This window comes from Kitasatospora sp. NPDC101235 (assembly GCF_044767505.1).
In the GTDB taxonomy this organism is placed as follows: Bacteria; Actinomycetota; Actinomycetes; order Streptomycetales; family Streptomycetaceae; genus Kitasatospora.
In genome coordinates this window covers 1-15240 of record NZ_JBIWNZ010000012.1, presented here as the reverse complement: position 1 = coordinate 15240, position 15240 = coordinate 1, and the positions used below count along the sequence as shown (strand labels likewise).

At 73.2% G+C, this 15240-nt stretch carries 13 protein-coding genes and 1 pseudogene; 9 read left to right on the top strand and 5 right to left on the bottom strand.

What is annotated here, in order from left to right; all coding sequences use genetic code 11:
- The first annotated feature begins 60 nt into the window (after window positions 1-60).
- Window positions 61-717 carry a TetR/AcrR family transcriptional regulator gene (locus ACIRRH_RS20775; RefSeq protein ID WP_403069258.1) on the top strand — a complete coding sequence of 219 codons (657 nt, stop codon included), beginning with the start codon at window positions 61-63 and terminating at the stop codon, window positions 715-717.
- Window positions 714-1352, top strand: a complete 639-nt coding sequence (locus ACIRRH_RS20770; RefSeq protein ID WP_403069255.1) for a VC0807 family protein — start codon at window positions 714-716, stop codon at window positions 1350-1352. The genes ACIRRH_RS20775 and ACIRRH_RS20770 overlap by 4 nt, the downstream gene beginning before the upstream one ends.
- A gap of 489 nt (window positions 1353-1841) precedes the next feature.
- Here ACIRRH_RS20770 and ACIRRH_RS20765 read toward each other — a convergent pair whose 3' ends face one another.
- The 4 genes from ACIRRH_RS20765 to ACIRRH_RS20750 form a co-directional block, all read right to left on the bottom strand.
- A complete protein-coding gene (locus tag ACIRRH_RS20765) occupies window positions 1842-3059 on the bottom strand; it encodes a glycosyltransferase (RefSeq protein ID WP_403069252.1) in 1218 nt (405 codons plus the stop codon).
- A complete protein-coding gene (locus ACIRRH_RS20760; RefSeq protein ID WP_403069249.1) occupies window positions 3056-3853 on the bottom strand; it encodes a MerR family transcriptional regulator in 798 nt (265 codons plus the stop codon). The genes ACIRRH_RS20765 and ACIRRH_RS20760 overlap by 4 nt, the downstream gene beginning before the upstream one ends.
- 115 nt (window positions 3854-3968) lie before the next feature.
- On the bottom strand, window positions 3969-5087 hold the full coding sequence (locus tag ACIRRH_RS20755) for a DUF6745 domain-containing protein (protein WP_403069247.1): 1119 nt from the start codon (window positions 5085-5087) through the stop codon (window positions 3969-3971).
- A gap of 126 nt (window positions 5088-5213) precedes the next feature.
- Complete coding sequence (locus ACIRRH_RS20750; RefSeq protein WP_403069244.1) at window positions 5214-5540, bottom strand: hypothetical protein; 327 nt, start codon at window positions 5538-5540, stop codon at window positions 5214-5216.
- A gap of 201 nt (window positions 5541-5741) precedes the next feature.
- On the opposite strand from ACIRRH_RS20750, the gene ACIRRH_RS20745 reads away from it, so the two are divergent.
- The 7 genes from ACIRRH_RS20745 to ACIRRH_RS20715 all read left to right on the top strand — a co-directional run bounded on the left by ACIRRH_RS20745 (window position 5742) and on the right by ACIRRH_RS20715 (window position 13406).
- Window positions 5742-6719, top strand: coding sequence for an STM4015 family protein (locus ACIRRH_RS20745; RefSeq protein WP_403069242.1), 978 nt, complete (start codon window positions 5742-5744; stop codon window positions 6717-6719).
- 52 nt (window positions 6720-6771) lie between these two features.
- Window positions 6772-7707, top strand: coding sequence for an STM4015 family protein (locus ACIRRH_RS20740; protein WP_403069239.1), 936 nt, complete (start codon window positions 6772-6774; stop codon window positions 7705-7707).
- A 16-nt stretch (window positions 7708-7723) separates the two neighbouring features.
- Complete coding sequence (locus ACIRRH_RS20735; protein ID WP_403069236.1) at window positions 7724-8848, top strand: STM4014 family protein; 1125 nt, start codon at window positions 7724-7726, stop codon at window positions 8846-8848.
- Window positions 8849-8877: 29 nt separating this feature from the next.
- The gene (locus ACIRRH_RS20730) at window positions 8878-9720 is read left to right on the top strand and encodes an STM4013/SEN3800 family hydrolase (protein ID WP_403069870.1); all 843 of its coding nucleotides are present in this window, start codon (window positions 8878-8880) and stop codon (window positions 9718-9720) included.
- Complete coding sequence (locus tag ACIRRH_RS20725; protein ID WP_403069234.1) at window positions 9717-11051, top strand: STM4012 family radical SAM protein; 1335 nt, start codon at window positions 9717-9719, stop codon at window positions 11049-11051. Before ACIRRH_RS20730 ends, ACIRRH_RS20725 begins: the two co-directional genes overlap by 4 nt.
- 11 nt (window positions 11052-11062) lie before the next feature.
- Window positions 11063-11995 (top strand): STM4011 family radical SAM protein, encoded by a 933-nt coding sequence (locus tag ACIRRH_RS20720; protein WP_403069232.1) that lies wholly within the window; start codon window positions 11063-11065, stop codon window positions 11993-11995.
- A gap of 253 nt (window positions 11996-12248) precedes the next feature.
- Complete coding sequence (locus tag ACIRRH_RS20715; protein WP_403069229.1) at window positions 12249-13406, top strand: methyltransferase; 1158 nt, start codon at window positions 12249-12251, stop codon at window positions 13404-13406.
- Window positions 13407-13554: 148 nt separating this feature from the next.
- Here the strand turns inward: ACIRRH_RS20715 and ACIRRH_RS20710 are convergent.
- Window positions 13555-15240: pseudogene (locus ACIRRH_RS20710) on the bottom strand (glycosyl hydrolase); the annotation flags it as partial.

Genomic DNA, 15240 nt, shown 5'->3' with positions numbered 1-15240 from the left:
CGCGGATGCGGCGGGGCTCTTTGCGGCCATGATTTTACCGACCCATGTTAATTTTTACTCATGCGAGTAAATCCTGACTCCGCCCCTGCCGGTCCCACGCCTGCCCACGGCTCCGGCCGGAGCCTCACCACCGATGCCCGGCGCACCCAGATCGTCGCCGCCGCGATCGAGACCGTCGCCGAACTCGGCTACGCCCGGGCCTCGTTCGCGCAAATCGCCAAGCGGGCGAAGCTCTCCAGCGTGCGGCTGATCTCGTATCACTTCCAGGACAAGGAGGATCTCTTCCAAGCCCTCGTCGACACCGTCCAGGAGGGGGCGCGGGCCTTCATGCAGCCCCGCATCCACGCCCGCGCCGAGCCCGCCGCACAGCTGGCCGCTTACATCGAGGCGAACCTGGAGTTCCTGGCAGAGCGCCCGGTCGAGGTGCGGGCGCTGGTGGACGTCCTCGCCAACGCCCGTCGGGAGGACGGCAGCCCGCTGGTCAGCTCGGCCGGCTTCGACACCCCCATGGCGCTGCTGGTCCGGCACCTGCACGACGGACAGCTCAGCGGTGACTTCCGACCGTTCGACGCCGAGGCGATGGCCACCGCGATCCGCGCCTCGATCGACGCGGCCGCCAACCGGCTGTCCGCCGGGGCCGACTTCGACGCCCGCGCCTACGGGCGCGAGCTGGTCACCCTGTTCACCCTCGCCACCAGGAACGTGGAGACGAAGTGACCCTCCACGCCGCCCCGCGTCGAACCGCCGTCCTGTTACCCCTGCTGATCGACCTCGGCCTGCCGCTCGCCGTCTTCTACGGGCTGCGCACGGCGGGCGTGGACCAGTGGTGGTCCCTGCTCTGGTCAGCCGCCGTACCAGCCGTCACCGTGACGGTACGGCTGGTACGGACCCGCCGCGTCGACTTCCTGGCCCTGCTGATCCTCAGCATGATCACCCTCGGCCTGGTCCTCTCCGCGCTCACCGGCGACGCACGCACCCTGCTGATCCGCGAGGCCTGGACAGGCATGCTCGGCGGACTCCTCGGAATCTGGCTGCTGGCATCCGTCGGCTACGGCCGCCCGGCTCTGATGGTCGTCTTCCGTTCCTTCGTGCGGGCCAAGGCGGGCGAGGAGGGGCTGCGCGCCTGGGAGGAGCGCTGGGAGCAGGACCCGGCGTTCCGTCGCGGTGTCCGGGTGCTCACCGCGGTCTGGGGCACGGCCAGCCTGCTCAACGCTCTCGCCCAACTGGCCTGCGCGTACCTCCTGCCCGTCGATGCCGCCCCGGCGGCCATGAACCTGAGCTGGCCGGTGATCGCCGCGCCGCTGTTCGTCTTCCACCTGGTGTACACCAAGCGCCACGGCCTGCGGGCCTGACCGGAACGGGCCGAACCGTGACCGCCGTGACTATCAGAACCACCGCGACCACCGCGACCACCGACCGACTGCTGGACATTGGACTGCCCGCCTGTCCGCTGACTCCGCCGGGTCGGCCCGAGCGCCACCCCATCCTCGCGCCGGGATCTTCGACACCCGCTTCCTCCACGACGCCCGCACCGGACGCCCGCCCCAGGGCCTCCGGCAACTCGCCCGTACCATCCGCTGCTTCCGCTGCGACGATGTGGCACACCTCGTCACCTGTCCGGCCCTCGTTCTCGGCTACGAGACCGAATCCCTCGTCCCGGGCCAGACACCCGCTCCATCACCTCCTCCGGGGTCCGAAACACCACACCGTCCTCACCGCCGCGCAGGGCGCCGGCGACAGCTGTGCCCCCATGGCACCGCAGCTGCGCACCACCGTGGTACTCGACCGGCTGGGGCGGGCCCTGGCCTGAGGCCCCCGCAGTGGCCCGTTCCCCGCCTCCGCTACCGGCCCAATGCCACCACCGCCTCCGCGACCCTGCCCGCACCGTCCTCCTTCGCCATCGCGCGGGCCGCCTCCTGCGCCCGGTCCCGCAGCCGCCGCTGCTCGACGGCCTGACGGATGGCCTCCGCCAGCCGGTCAGCGGTGAGGTCGGCGAACCGGACGGGAGCGGTGGCGGCACCGAGCCGGGTGAGCCGACCGGCCCAGAACGGCTGATCGGCCGTCACCGGGACCGGGACGCTCGGCACGCCCGCGCGCAGCGTCGCGGCCGCCGTGCCCGCACCCGCGTGGTGCACGACGGCCGCCATACGGGGAAACAGCCGCGCGTGCGGCAGTTCGCCGACCGTCAGCACGTCGCCACCCTCGCCGGCGATCCCGGCCCAGCCGGCCTGCACCACGCCCCGGACGCCCGCCCGCCGCAGGGCCTCCGCCGCCAGGGCGCTCAGCCGCTCGCCCTGCCCCGCCGCCATGCTGCCGAAGCCGATGAACACCGGCGGCGGACCGGCCTGCAGGAAGTCCTCGACCTCGGCCGGGAGGCAGTAGTCCTCCGCCACGTGCGGCCACCAGTTGCCGACCACCCGCAGCCCCTCCCGCCAGTCGGCCGGGCGCGGTACGACGGTCGGGCTGAAACCGTGCAGCACCGGCCAGTGCGCCCGCTCCACGGCCCGCCGGCGCGCGGTCTGGGAGAGCGCCGGAAGGCCCAGCCGCGACCGCAGCCGGCGTGCGGTCTCGGCGTGCAGGCGGTCGACGACCCGCTGGCCGATCGCCCCAGCCGCCCGGTTGCCCCAGCTCCCCAGCGAGCGCCCGCCCCCGACGACCGGCGGGAACTCCCTCGTCGGCAGCGTGGGTTGCAGGTAGACCCCCATGCTGGGGGCGTCCATCGCCTCCGCGAGGTGCCAGCCCAGCGGCGCGGTGGTGGTGCTCAGCAGGAGCAGATCGGCGCCGGGCGCCGCAGCGTCCGCGAGCCCGTCGCCCAGCTGCCCGATGAACGCCGCGGCCCGGGCGAGCAGTTCTGAGCGACCACCCGTCGACTCGGTGCCCGCCCCGCGCGGATCGACCGGGAGCGGGCGGAAGTCGAGGCCGCTGCCGACCACCAGCTCGCGGAAGGTCTCGGGCGCCGCGAGCGCGACCTCGTGCCCCCCGCGGCGCAGGCGCGCCCCGAGACCGGTGTAGGGGGCGACGTCGCCGTAGGATCCGGCGGCCATGACGAGGATCCTCATCGGGCCACCTCGTCGAGGTCGCTCTCGTTGCGCCGCTCGGCGTTGGCTCCGATGGCCGCACGGAGGTAGCCGGCCAGGCCCGGGCGCTGCTCGGCCGGCGGGACGACGAGGGCGAAGGCCCGGGCGTCCGCCTCGTAGTCGTCGGCGATCCGGCAGTGCATCTCCGGTGGGCAGGGCGTGAACCACCGGGTGATGTGCTGCCGGTGCTGCTCGGCGAGGTCGAGCACCGTCGGGTGGTCGACCGGCAGCCCCTCGCCGAAGGCCTCCAGCAAGCGGCCGCGCCACTCGGCGGCCTCCGCCATCAGCTGCTGCCAGTCCTCCTTGGAGTGGGTGGCGGCACGGGCCAGGGCCTCCTGGTGGCTGTCCCGCTCGCCCCACTTGAGGTGGGCGTCGGCCGCGTAGCTGAGGTCGAAGACCACGTCCCCGAAGACCTCGAAGCGCTCGTCCGGAGTCAACTCGACCCCGGTGCGCTGGACCTCGATGGCCCGTTCGGCAACGTCGACCAGCTTCTGCAACCGGGTGATCTGCTCGCCGAGGGCCTGTCGTCTCGCCAGCAGGTGGTCGAGCGCGTTGGCCTGCGGATCCGCCAGGATGTCGGCGATCTCGTCGAGTGGGAAGCCGAGCTCCCGGTAGAAGAGGATCTGCTGGAGCCTGGCGAGGTCCGCACCGTTGTAGAGCCGGTACCCGGCCGGGCTGCGCTCACTGGGCGAGAGCAGCCCGGACCGGTCGTAGTAGTGCAGGGTCCGGATCGTGACCCCGGCGAAGCCGGAGACCTGGCCCACCGACCAGCTCATGTGTCCCTCCGATCGTCCGTGCGTTCGCTGCGCCCCCACCGTGCGGCCTGACGTGGGGTAAGGGTCAACACGCGCAGCTCAGGGGCCTGCTCCGGGTGCCGGAGGGAGCCTGCGATCAGGTCTCGCGCTGCGGGTGGTAGGCGCTCTCGGGTATGCCGAAGGTCCAGGCGACCCCGGCGCGCGCGGTGCGGGTGCTCGGGGGGACGCGCAGCCAGTAGGTGCGGTGGGTTCCGTCCGGCTCGGGGGTGGAGTTGACCACCTCGACCATCACCACCGGCTCGTCGTCGGGCAGGACGATCCGCCAGAGCACACCGGTCTCGTCCCGGTGGATGGGCTCGGCGCCGGAGTCGGCCAGGTAGCGCTCGTAGCCGTAGTGCTCCAGCAGGACGCGGCGCAGCTCGGCGTTCTCCTCGGTGCGGATCCGTTCGACGGTCACCTCGTCCAGGCCGGCCAGGAACTCCGGCGGGACGGGCATACCGCGCCAGGCGTGCAGGGCGAAGCCGTCCGCGTACTCCAGGGCGGGCCCGTCCGCCCGGTCGAGCCGTCCGGCCTCGTCGCGATGCAGGGTGGTCGGCCGCTCACTGAGCAGGGCCACCTCCCGGTACGGCCACCACCAGCCGACCTCCCGGGCCAGCTCGGCGAGCGGTGCGACGGCGTCGGCACTCGCCCCGGCGGCCTCGAAGGCGGCGAACCACGGCGCATCGTGCTGGCCGCGCACGGCGTCCAGCAGGGCGAGCCGGACGGTGGTGCGACGGGCCCGGGCCTCCTCGGCCACGGCGACGTCGGCCTCCCGGTCGGCGTCGGGGGCGAGCCGGTCGAGCACGGCGTTGCGCAGCCGGTCGGCGAGCGGGGTGGTGACCGGGCCGAGCTCGCCGCCGGTGAGCGCCCAGTGGCCCGCCCACCCGGTGGTGCCGACCCGCTCGACGGCCCGTCGCCGGGCCTCCTCCCAGGGCCGGGTGCGCACGGCCTCGCGCACGCTCTCCGCGCCGGCCGCCCGCAGCTCCAGCGCGGCCTCGGTCGCGGCGAGCGGCGAGCCGAACCAGCGGATCGCCGCGGGCCCGGGCAGCCCGGCCGCCCGGTAGGCGGCCCGGACAGCGTGCTCGGCCGCCGCCCGGTCGCCCGCCCCGGTGGCCGCTGCGGCCGCCCGCCAGCGGGCCGTCACCTCGGCCGACCCGGGCAGCGCCCCCGCCTCCGTCCGGTCGCCGTGGACCCCGTCGTGGATCACCGTCTCCATCCCTGCTCCGTTCCCGGCCGGGCTCCCCACCCGGCCGTCCGTTCCCGTTCCGTGCCGCGGCCCCGGCCGCGCTCCGCCTTGGTCCCCCCACCGCCCGCCGACCCCGTCCGGCGGGCGGAGCGGTCGTCAGTCCGCGACCACGCGCACCGCGCCCGGCACGTACTCGCGTTGGCGGATCACCCGGTACCAGCCCTTGGGCAGCGGTATCGCCGCGTGCTCCTCGTGCACCACCCGGCCGCCCTCGGGCAGGTGCAGCCAGCCCGCGCCGAACGGTCCGGTCTCGCGGCGCAGCTCGCCGGGGCCGACCACGGCGTGCGCGTGCCCGGTGACCTCGCCGAGTGCCAGCACCATCCGGCCCCGCGCGTCCCGGGGCTGCACGGCCAGCTCGGCCACCCGCGGCGGCACCGTGCTCTCCTCGACCGGCACGATCAGCACATCGCCCTGGCGGTACATCAGTCCTCCCTCGCCGTACGGCCGGACCCCGGCGGACACCGGAACCCACGGCTCCGCCGCGCCTGCCGCGGTCACTCTCCGGAGCCAGGACCCGAACATAGAGCAAGGGTCTGACAACGCGCCCGGGCGGCGACCCGGCCACCGGATTGTCAGTCCCGGCTGGTAGACAGTTGTTCGGCCCAGACCCAGAGGAGCAGCGCAATGACTGTCAACGAGCACATCGAGCGGTTCCACGGTCTCCCCGTCTTCGACTTCGTGGAGGCCTTGGAGGAGGCCGAGGAGAAGGGCGGATCCGGCGCCGTCCAGCTGCCGGACGCGGCCTCGGCCGCCTGGAGGATCAAGCTCGACTACGAGTCCGAGGCGACGTTCGTCGAGCGCTGGGAGCAGTTCCTCGGCGCCGTCGACACGGAGCGGGTCACCGCCCTGGTGATCGGGCAGTGGGCCCCGGAGGAGCCGGACAGCTTCCGGGAGCCGATGGAGGCGATCACCGCCGCCGCCGACCGGCTGCCCGCCCTGCGAGCGCTGTTCGTCGGCGACATCACCTACGAGGAGTGCGAGATCTCCTGGATCCAGCAGTGCGACATCACGCCGCTGCTGACGGCCTTCCCGCAGCTGGCCGAGCTGGTGGTGCGCGGCGCCTCGGAGGACTGGGACGGCAAGGGCGGTCTGGCCCTGGAGCCGCTGCGACACGAGGCGCTCAAGGCACTGCGCTTCGAGGCCGGCGGCCTGCCGGGATCGGTCGTGCGCTCGGTGGCCGGCTGCGACCTCCCGGCCCTGGAGCGGCTGGAGCTCTGGCTGGGGGTGGACAACTACGGCGGCGACGCGACGATGGCCGACGTCGCACCGTTCCTGGACGGCACCCGCTTCCCCGCGCTGCGCCACCTCGGCCTCCAGAACAGCGAGTTCCAGGACGACATCGCGGCCGCCGTGGCGCACGCGCCCGTCGTCGCCCGGCTGGAATCGCTCAGCCTCTCCATGGGCGTGCTGACCGACCAGGGCGCCACCGCCCTGCTCGAGGGCCAGCCCCTCACCCACCTGCGCTCCCTCGACCTGCACCACCACTACCTCACCGAGGAGATGCAGCAGCGCCTGCGCCAGGCCCTGACCGGGGTCGAGATCGACCTCTCCGAGCCCGGCAAGCCCGACGACCAGTGGCGCTACGTGGCCGTGGCCGAGTAGCCGTCACCTCCCGCGCACACCCACCCGACCACTCGACCCACCAGGATCCGCCATGGCCGTCTCCCGTCACATCGAACGCTTCCACGAGCTGCCGATCCATGAGTTCACGCCCGACGACGCCCGGCCTCGGCCCGCCACAGGCGCCGTCGCCTGGCGGCTGTCCCTGGGGTACGGCTCCAAGCAGGACTTCGTTCAGCTCTGGCAGTCCTTCCTGGAGAAGGTCGACCCGGCCGGCGTCCGCGCCGTGGTGATCGGCGCGTGGTGGCAGAACGACTACACGTCCGTGCGCACCGCGGTCGAGGCCATCACGGCCGAGGCGCGGCGCCTGCCCGCCCTGGAGGCGCTGTTCCTCGGTGAGGTGACGTTCGACGAGTGCGAGATCTCCTGGCTGGAGATGGACGACGTCACCCCGCTGCTGAACGCCTTCCCCGAGCTGCGGTCGCTGACCGTGCGCGGCGGAATGGACCTCGCCCTGGAGCCGGTGCGGCACAACCGGCTGACCAGCCTGCGCTTCGAGTCCGGCGGCCTGCCGGCCACCGTGGTGCGCGCGGTGGCCGGCTCCGAACTGCCCGCGCTGGAGCGCCTGGACCTCTGGCTCGGCGTGGACGAGTACGGCGGTGACGCGAACATCGACGACCTGGCGCCGTTCCTGGACGGCTCCCGGCTGCCGAAGCTGCGCCACCTCGGGCTGGCCAACAGCGAACTCCAGGACGAGATCGCCGCCGCCCTCGCCCACGCCCCGGTGGTCGCCCGGCTGGAGTCGCTCGACCTCTCCATGGGCGTGCTCTCCGACGAGGGCGCCGCCGCACTGTTGGAGGGCCAGCCGCTCACCCACCTGCGTGCCCTCGACCTGCACCACCACTACCTGAGCGACGCGATGCAGGAGCGTCTGTGCGAGTCCCTGCCCGGGGTCGGGATCGACCTCAGCGAAGCCGAGGGGGACGACATGGACGACGAGGACGACCGCTACGTCTCGGTCGCCGAGTAGCCGGGTGACGGAGACGATGACTGTGCAGCTGACCGTCCTCGGCAACCCGGGGCACCGACGGGTGACGCTCTTCTCGGCCGCGGCCCGAGCGGCCGGGCTGCCCGAGCCCGCCGTCCTGCCCTGGCTGGACGTGCTGCGCGGCCGGTTCCGGCTGCCCGAGGGCGGTCTGCTGCGCATCGAGTCGCCGGGCGAGGATCCGGAGGTCGACCGGCTGCTGCGCGGCCCGGCGCTCGGTCCCGGCTACGCACCGACCAGGGTCGAGGGCACGGCCGTCTGGTACGCGGGGGTCATGGCCGCGCTGCGCGGGCTGGCCGCCCGGCCCGGCGTCCGGCTGCTCGGCCATCCGGAGGAGATCGCCGTGATGTTCGACAAGCGGCGGGCGCACGCGCTGCTGGCCGGGGCCGGGGTGCCGGTGCCCAGGGCGCTCGGCGGCGAGGTCACCGGCTGGGAGCACCTGCGCGAGCGCCTCGCCGAGGCCGGCCTGCGCCGGGTCTTCGTCAAGCCCGCGCACGGCTCCTCCGCCTCCGGGGTGATGGCCCTGGAGTTCGGGCCGCGTGGCCAGTTGCAGGCCACCACCTCGGTGGAGCTGGCCGACGGCCGGTTGCACAACTCGCTGCGGGTGCGCCGCTACCGCAGCGAGCAGGACGTCGCCGCGATCGTCGACGGCCTGGCGCCGGACGGGCTGCACGTCGAGCAGTGGATCCCGAAGGCCTCGCAGTCCGGGCGCTCGGCGGACCTGCGGATCGTGGTGGTCGCCGGCCGGGCCACCCACGCCGTGGTGCGCACCAGCACCCAGCCGATGACCAACCTGCACCTCGGCGGCGCCCGGGGCAGCATCGAGCAGGTCCGGGAGGCCGCAGGTCCGGCCTGGCCGGCCCTGCTGGAGACGGCCGAGCGCGCGGCGGCATGCTTTCCCGGATCGCCGATGGTCGGCGTCGACGTCCTGCCCACGGCCAGCTGGCGGCGCGCCCTGGTCGGCGAGGTGAACGCCTTCGGCGACCTGCTCCCCAACCTCACCGGCCTGCCCGGCGGCCCCGCCGAGGGCCTCGACACCTACGGCGCCCAGCTGGCCGCGCTCACCGCCCTCTTCCCGTCGTCGCACGCGGCGACGGACCACCAGATCACGGAACCCGTTCGATGAACCACCAGACCGCCGTCCCCGCCCCCGACATGAACGCCGTCGTGGGCACCCATGACCTCCTGCTCGTCACCCTCGACACGCTCCGCTTCGACGTCGCCGAGGAGCTGGCCGCCGCCGGCCGCATCCCGAACCTCGCCGCCGTCCTCCCCGACGGCCGATGGGAGCGCCGGCACGCGCCCGGCAGCTTCACGTACGCCTCCCACCAGGCGATCCTGGCCGGTTTCCTGCCGACCCCGGCCTCCCCGGACGGCCCGCACCCGCGCCTGTTCGCGGCCCGCTTCGCCGGCTCCGAGAGCACCGCCCCGCGCACCTGGGTCTTCGACGCCACTGACCTGCCGACGGCCCTGGCCGCGGTCGGGTACCGCACGGTGTGCATCGGCGGCGTCGGGTTCTTCAACAAGCAAGGCCCGCTGGGTTCCGTGCTGCCCGGTCTCTTCCAGGAGAGCCACTGGGCGCCCGAGCTGGGCGTGGCTTCGCCAACGTCCTTCGAGGAGCAGGTCGCACGGGCCGAGCGGGTCGCCGCCGAACAGCCCGCCGACCAGCCGTTGTTCCTGTTCCTGAACGTCTCGGCACTGCACCAGCCCAACTGGTTCCACCTGCCCGGTGCCACCCGCGAGCACGGGGACTCCCGGGCCAGCCACGCAGCCGCCCTGGAGTACGTGGACGCGCACATCGGCCGGCTGTTCGCGGCGATGAGCGCCCGCCGCCCCTGCTTCGCGATCGTCTGCTCCGACCACGGCACGGCCTACGGCGAGGACGGCTACACCGGGCACCGGATCGGCCACGAGGTGGTCTGGACCGTCCCGTACGCGGACTTCACCCTTCCCGCCCGAGCAGCGGACGCCGCCGCGACCTCCGAGGAGCGCGCATGACCACCGCACCCCCGCGCCCGGACTCGCCGTACCAGTCGTACGTCTACGCGTACCCGCACAAGACGGCCTACCGCCCGCTGCCCGAGCGCCCGCCGCTGCGCGAGCTGTGGGCCGGCGAGGCGCAGCACGCGCTCTCGCTCTACTTGCACATCCCGTTCTGCGAGGTCCGCTGCGGCTTCTGCAACCTGTTCACCCGGATCGGCAACCCCGAGGGCCTGACCACGGCCTATCTGGACGCCCTGGAGCGCCAGGCCACGGCGGTGCGCGCGGCGCTGGCCGGGGGGGCGCGGTTCGCGCTGGCCGCGTTCGGCGGCGGCACCCCGACCTATCTGACGGCCGCTGAGCTGGAGCGGCTGTGCGACATCGCCGAGCGGCGGATGGGCGCCGACCTGCGGGCGATACCGCTCTCGGTGGAGGCCTCGCCCGCCACCGCGACCGCCGACCGGCTGGAGGTGCTGGCCACCCGGGGCACCACCCGGCTGAGCCTGGGCGTGCAGTCCTTCGACGACGCCGAGGCGCGCTCCGCCGTCCGCCCGCAGAAGCAGGCAGAGGTGGAGGCCGCCCTCGGCCGGATCCGCGCGGCCGGGTTCCCGGTGCTCAACATCGACCTCATCTACGGCATCGACGGCCAGACCGAGGCGAGCTGGCTCCGCTCGCTGGACACCGCCCTCGCCTGGCAGCCCGAGGAGCTGTACCTCTACCCGTTGTACGTCCGCCCACTGACCGGCCTGGCCCGGCGCGGCGAGCAGGAGAGCCGGTCCGCCTGGGACGCGCGCCGGCTCGCGCTCTACCGGGCCGGCCGCGACCACCTGCTCGCCCACGGCTACCGGCAGGTGTCGATGCGGATGTTCCGCCGCGCCGCGTCCCCGCAGGCCGGGGCGAGCGAGTACGCCTGCCAGACCGACGGCATGGTCGGCCTGGGCTGCGGCGCCCGCTCCTACACCTCACAGCTGCACTACTCCTTCGACTACGCGGTGAACGCCACCGAGGTGCGCGGCATCATCGACGACTACGTCACCACAGAGGAATTCCACCGCGCCGAGGTGGGCCACTGGATGGGCGGCGCGGAGCCGCGCCGGCGCCACCTGGTGCAGTCGCTGCTCCAGGCCGAGGGCATGTCCTTGGCGGACTACCGTGCCCGGTTCTGCAGTTCACCGGCCGAGGACTTCCCGGTGGAGCTGGCCGAGTTCGCCGAGCGCGGCTGGCTCGCCGAGGGCGACGCGGAGTTCCTGCGGCTCAGCCCGGAGGGGCTGGCGCACTCGGACGCCGTCGGGCCGATGCTGTTCTCGCCCGAGGTCCGGGCCCTGATGGCGGCGTACGAGGCGAAATGACCTTCCTCGGCATGCCTTCCGCCCCACCACTTCCGGAGAACGGCGCGCGGGACCTCACCCTGCTCTACCGTGGTCCGCTCGCCTCCTGCGACTACGACTGCCCGTACTGCCCGTTCGCCAAGCGGCGCGACAGCCTCGAACAACTAAGGGCCGACCGGGCCGCGTTGGAGCGCTTCACCGGCTGGGCCGCCGGGCGCGCGGGCACCGGCGACACCCTGTCGCTGCTGTTCACCCCGTGGGGCGAGGGGCTGGTGCGGTCCTGGTACCGCCGCGCGCTGGTCGAGCTGAGCCGTCTGCCGCATGTCCGCCGCGTCGCGATCCAGACCAACCTCAGCTGCCGCACGGGCTGGCTCGCCGAGGCAGACCTCGACGCCCTCGCCCTCTGGGTCACCTTCCACCCCGGCCAGGTCACCCGCGACCGCTTCCTCGCCAAGTGCCGCGAGCTGGACGCACTCGGTGTGCGTTACAGCGTCGGCGTGGTCGGCCGGCCCGAGCACCTCGCCGAGGCCCGCCAGTTGCGCGCCGAACTCGTCGAGGACGTCTACCTGTGGGTCAACGCCGCCGAGGGCCTCGGCTACACCGACGCCGAGGCCGCGCAGTGGACCGCCCTCGACCCGCACTTCGACTACAGCCGACACGCCCACCCCAGCGCAGGGCTCCCGTGCCGCACCGGGGAGTCCGTGCTGTCGGTGGACGGCGACGGCACCGTGCGCCGCTGCCACTTCGTGCGGGACGTCCTCGGCAACCTCTACGACGGCAGCTATCGCGCCCGACTGCGGCCGCGTGCCTGTCCGTTGCCGGTCTGCGACTGCCACATCGGCTACGTCCACCTGGAGAGCCTGCCGCTGTACGAACTGTTCGGCGCGGGAGTGCTGGAGCGCGTTCCGCATGGCTGGCCGGGGGGGCCGGTGACAAATCGGTTGCCGACCAGCCACTCTGTGTGAAAGCGTACGAACAACCACGCAGGACCAGCTGGTTCGGAAGGGAGGCCCGCAGATGGTCAGTGGCATACGGCTCGCCGTCGTACCGGGCCTCGTACTCGGTGACACCTCGGCTCGCGCTTCGACGCGTGAGCCGCACCCGGTCTGACGCCCGCGCCCGCCGCACCGGCGGGCCACCGTCCGACGCGCCTGCTGCTCACCTCCTCGTCGAAGTGCTCTTCGTGCCCCCTTGCACGTTCGATCACGAGGAGGCCCGGTGTCCGACACCCACCGGCCCAGCATCGTCACCCTGCCCACCACCTCCGCCCTGCCCGCACCCTGGCACAGCGAGAACGGCACACTCCCGCCACGCCGCCTGATCGCGGCCGACAACACCTTGCGCGCCGAGGCCGCCTACCGGTTGGCCTGCGAGGGCACCGCCCTGCTCTGGCAGGGCGACTACCCCGGCGCACTCCGTCTCCTGCACGCCATGCGCCGCCGCGCCGAGCGGCGCCGACCCCGATCCGCCCCCGGCTCCCCGGCCGAGGCCTTCCGGCAGCACCGACGGGAGCGCGCCCGCCTCGCGCGCGTCCTCGGGATGCTGCTGGTACCGCTCGGCGCGGATCATCGCGCCCGACTCCATCGGGCGCCCGACGTCCGCGAGGCCTGCCTGGCGGCCTACGGACCGCTCCTTGACAACAGAATCGTGTCCCTTCGCGAGCTCCTCGGTGTGATCAGCGCCCACCAGTGGCGCACCAGGGGCGTCGAGGTTCCGGCCCTCGGCGCCCGCATCCACCCCCACTACGGGGTCTTCTCCCCCGTCCGCGGCGAGTACGTCGACCTCGTCGCCCGGGCGCCGCTGCCACCTGCTGCCGGAGCCCACTCCACTGCCTACGACCTCGGCACGGGCACGGGAGTGCTCGCCGCGCTCCTCACCCGGCGCGGCCTGCGCAAGGTCCTGGTCACCGACACCAATCCGCGCGCCCTCGCCTGCGCCCGCGACAACGCCCACCGTCTCGGTCTCGCCGACCGCATCGAGACCGCCGGCACCGGCCTCTACCCTCCCGGCCGCGGCCGAGCCGCCCTGGTCGTGTGCAATCCCCCGTGGTTGCCAGGCCGTCCGAGCTCCGCCCTCGACGAGGGCGTCTACGACCGGGACAGCCGCATGCTCCACGGCTTCCTCGACGGCCTGGCCGGCCGTCTGCTGCCCGGCGGCGAGGGCTGGCTCGTCCTCTCCGACCTCGCCGAACACCTCGGCCTGCGGTCCCGCGCCGACCTGCTCGACGCCGTTTCCGGAGCCGGGCTGCGGGTCACCGGGCGCCTCGACACCGTCCCCCGCCACCCTCGGGCCACCGCCCCCGACCGGGCGGACCCCCTCCTCCGTGCCGCCCGCGCCGCCGAGGTCACCTCGCTCTGGAGGCTGGCTCCCGCATGAACCCATGTGACCTCTAGGAGTACGCCCGTCTCACCCACTGCGTCGCATCCTTCGGACGCGACGCCGCTGCCCGGCCCGCTCGTACGGAGCGGACCGGGCAGCGGCGGCAGGTGCCAGGCGGCGAACCCGCAACAGGCGGACCGATCAGTCAGCCGTCCGTCTCGTCGTAGCGGCCGTGGCCGAGGCGGCGCAGGTCGAAGGACCAGATGCCGCGCCCGAAGGTGGCGGCGTAGAGCTTGCTGTCCGGGCCGGTCTTCAGCTGCTGCACCGCGGTGGTGGGCAGGTTGCGGCCCAGCACCCGGAAGTCGGTCTCGCCGGGCGCCCGGTAGAAGGCGGCGAGGTCGGAGCCGAGGGCCAGCCCGCCATTCGGCAGGATCTTCACCGAGGTGGCGGGGACGTCCGGCAGATTGGCCGAGACGTCGGTCCAGGTGGTGCCGCCGTCATGGGTCTCGAAGAGGTGGCCGACGCCCGCGCCCGGGCCCTCGGTCCAGGTCCGCGAGAAGCCGTTGAAGGCGACGAAGACGTGCTGGGCGTCGTTCTCGTCGACCGCGAAGGAGGAGATGTAGCGGTTCGGCAGGGTGCCGTCGACCGGCAGGTTGAGCTGGTGCCAGCCGGTGCCGTCGGTCTTGCCGACCGCGATCCCGCGGCTGAAGCCGACGTTGTTGCACGGGCCGCACCAGCCCGCGTACACCGTGCCGTTGACGGTCGCCACCGCCGTGGCGACGTGGCCGGCACCCAGGTCGTAGGCGCTGGTCCACTCGCTGCCGCTGCGGATCGCATAGCCCTTGTGCTGCACCCAGACGTGCTGGCCCCCGGCGATCCAGGTGTTGCCGTCCTTCGGGTCGGCGGTGATCGGCGCGATGAAGCGGGCGGCGCTGGTGTCCTTGTCCGGCGGGGCGACCTCGTAGGAGGTGGCCTTGCTCGGATCCTTCGTCCAACTTCCGTCGTTGGCGGCACAGTTCTGGGTGACCCAGATGTCGAGGTAGACGTACTCCTCGGCGATGTTGCAACCGTTGGCCGGGTCCACGATCGTGTCGGCGCCGTCGCCGCCGAAGTTGGAGCCCATCACCTTGTCGTGGGCCCGCAGGATCGACTCGCCGTTGTCCTGGAGACCACCGCTGACGATCACGCCCCGCCCGGAGCGGTCCGCCGGGTCCTTGCCGACGCCGACCGAGTAGTACTGGAGGGTGTCGATGGTGCCGTCGTTGAGCGGCGTCCAGTCCTTGGCGTGCCCGTACGCGTCCAGCTGGCCGTTGCCGGGACGACGGTAGATGCCGCCGTCGTTGCCGACATAGACGTTGACCTTGCCCTGGTAGCTGCCGAAGGCGACGGCATGCTGGTCGGAGTGGGTGGTGGGCGAGCAGTCGCCGGTCTGCTTGGCCGGGTCGATGCTCCAGCACGGGAAGCCGTTGTTCCAGTACGGCCCGACGGTGGCCCACTTGGAACCGCCGTCGGTGGTCTCGAAGACCTCTTCGAGACCGGCGTAGACGTGGTCCGGGTTGGCCGGGTCGACCTGGAGGAACTGGTTGTACCAGGCCTGGATGCCGGGCTGGTATCCCTCGTCCTGGAGGGCTGAGCCGGAGTTCTTGAGCTTGTCCTTGTCCGCGATCTGGGTCCACGGGCCGAACGGGGAAACGGACTTGGAGACGTAGATGCCCTTGAGGCCGGTGTCCGGGTCGCTCGCCATGACGGCCGGGGACTGGTCGATCGCGTAGTAGCGCGAGCCGTCCGCGGAGGCAGCGAAGGTCACGTTGCCGACGTCGGCGGCGTCCGTCGGCAGGTCGCCGAGGGAGGCGACGCGCTGCCAGGTGCCGTCGGCGGCCTTGCTGTAGAA

What these genes read in the sequence shown, in the direction of transcription:
- ACIRRH_RS20775 (WP_403069258.1), top strand. Translation starts at nt 61, where the DNA reads ATGCGAGTAAATCCTGACTCCGCCCCTGCCGGTCCCACGCCTGCCCAC.
- ACIRRH_RS20765 (WP_403069252.1), bottom strand. Translation starts at nt 3,059, where the DNA reads ATGAGGATCCTCGTCATGGCCGCCGGATCCTACGGCGACGTCGCCCCC.
- ACIRRH_RS20760 (WP_403069249.1), bottom strand. Translation starts at nt 3,853, where the DNA reads ATGAGCTGGTCGGTGGGCCAGGTCTCCGGCTTCGCCGGGGTCACGATC.
- ACIRRH_RS20755 (WP_403069247.1), bottom strand. Translation starts at nt 5,087, where the DNA reads ATGGAGACGGTGATCCACGACGGGGTCCACGGCGACCGGACGGAGGCG.
- ACIRRH_RS20750 (WP_403069244.1), bottom strand. Translation starts at nt 5,540, where the DNA reads ATGTACCGCCAGGGCGATGTGCTGATCGTGCCGGTCGAGGAGAGCACG.
- ACIRRH_RS20745 (WP_403069242.1), top strand. Translation starts at nt 5,742, where the DNA reads ATGACTGTCAACGAGCACATCGAGCGGTTCCACGGTCTCCCCGTCTTC.
- ACIRRH_RS20740 (WP_403069239.1), top strand. Translation starts at nt 6,772, where the DNA reads ATGGCCGTCTCCCGTCACATCGAACGCTTCCACGAGCTGCCGATCCAT.
- ACIRRH_RS20735 (WP_403069236.1), top strand. Translation starts at nt 7,724, where the DNA reads ATGACTGTGCAGCTGACCGTCCTCGGCAACCCGGGGCACCGACGGGTG.
- ACIRRH_RS20730 (WP_403069870.1), top strand. Translation starts at nt 8,878, where the DNA reads ATGAACGCCGTCGTGGGCACCCATGACCTCCTGCTCGTCACCCTCGAC.
- ACIRRH_RS20725 (WP_403069234.1), top strand. Translation starts at nt 9,717, where the DNA reads ATGACCACCGCACCCCCGCGCCCGGACTCGCCGTACCAGTCGTACGTC.
- ACIRRH_RS20720 (WP_403069232.1), top strand. Translation starts at nt 11,063, where the DNA reads ATGCCTTCCGCCCCACCACTTCCGGAGAACGGCGCGCGGGACCTCACC.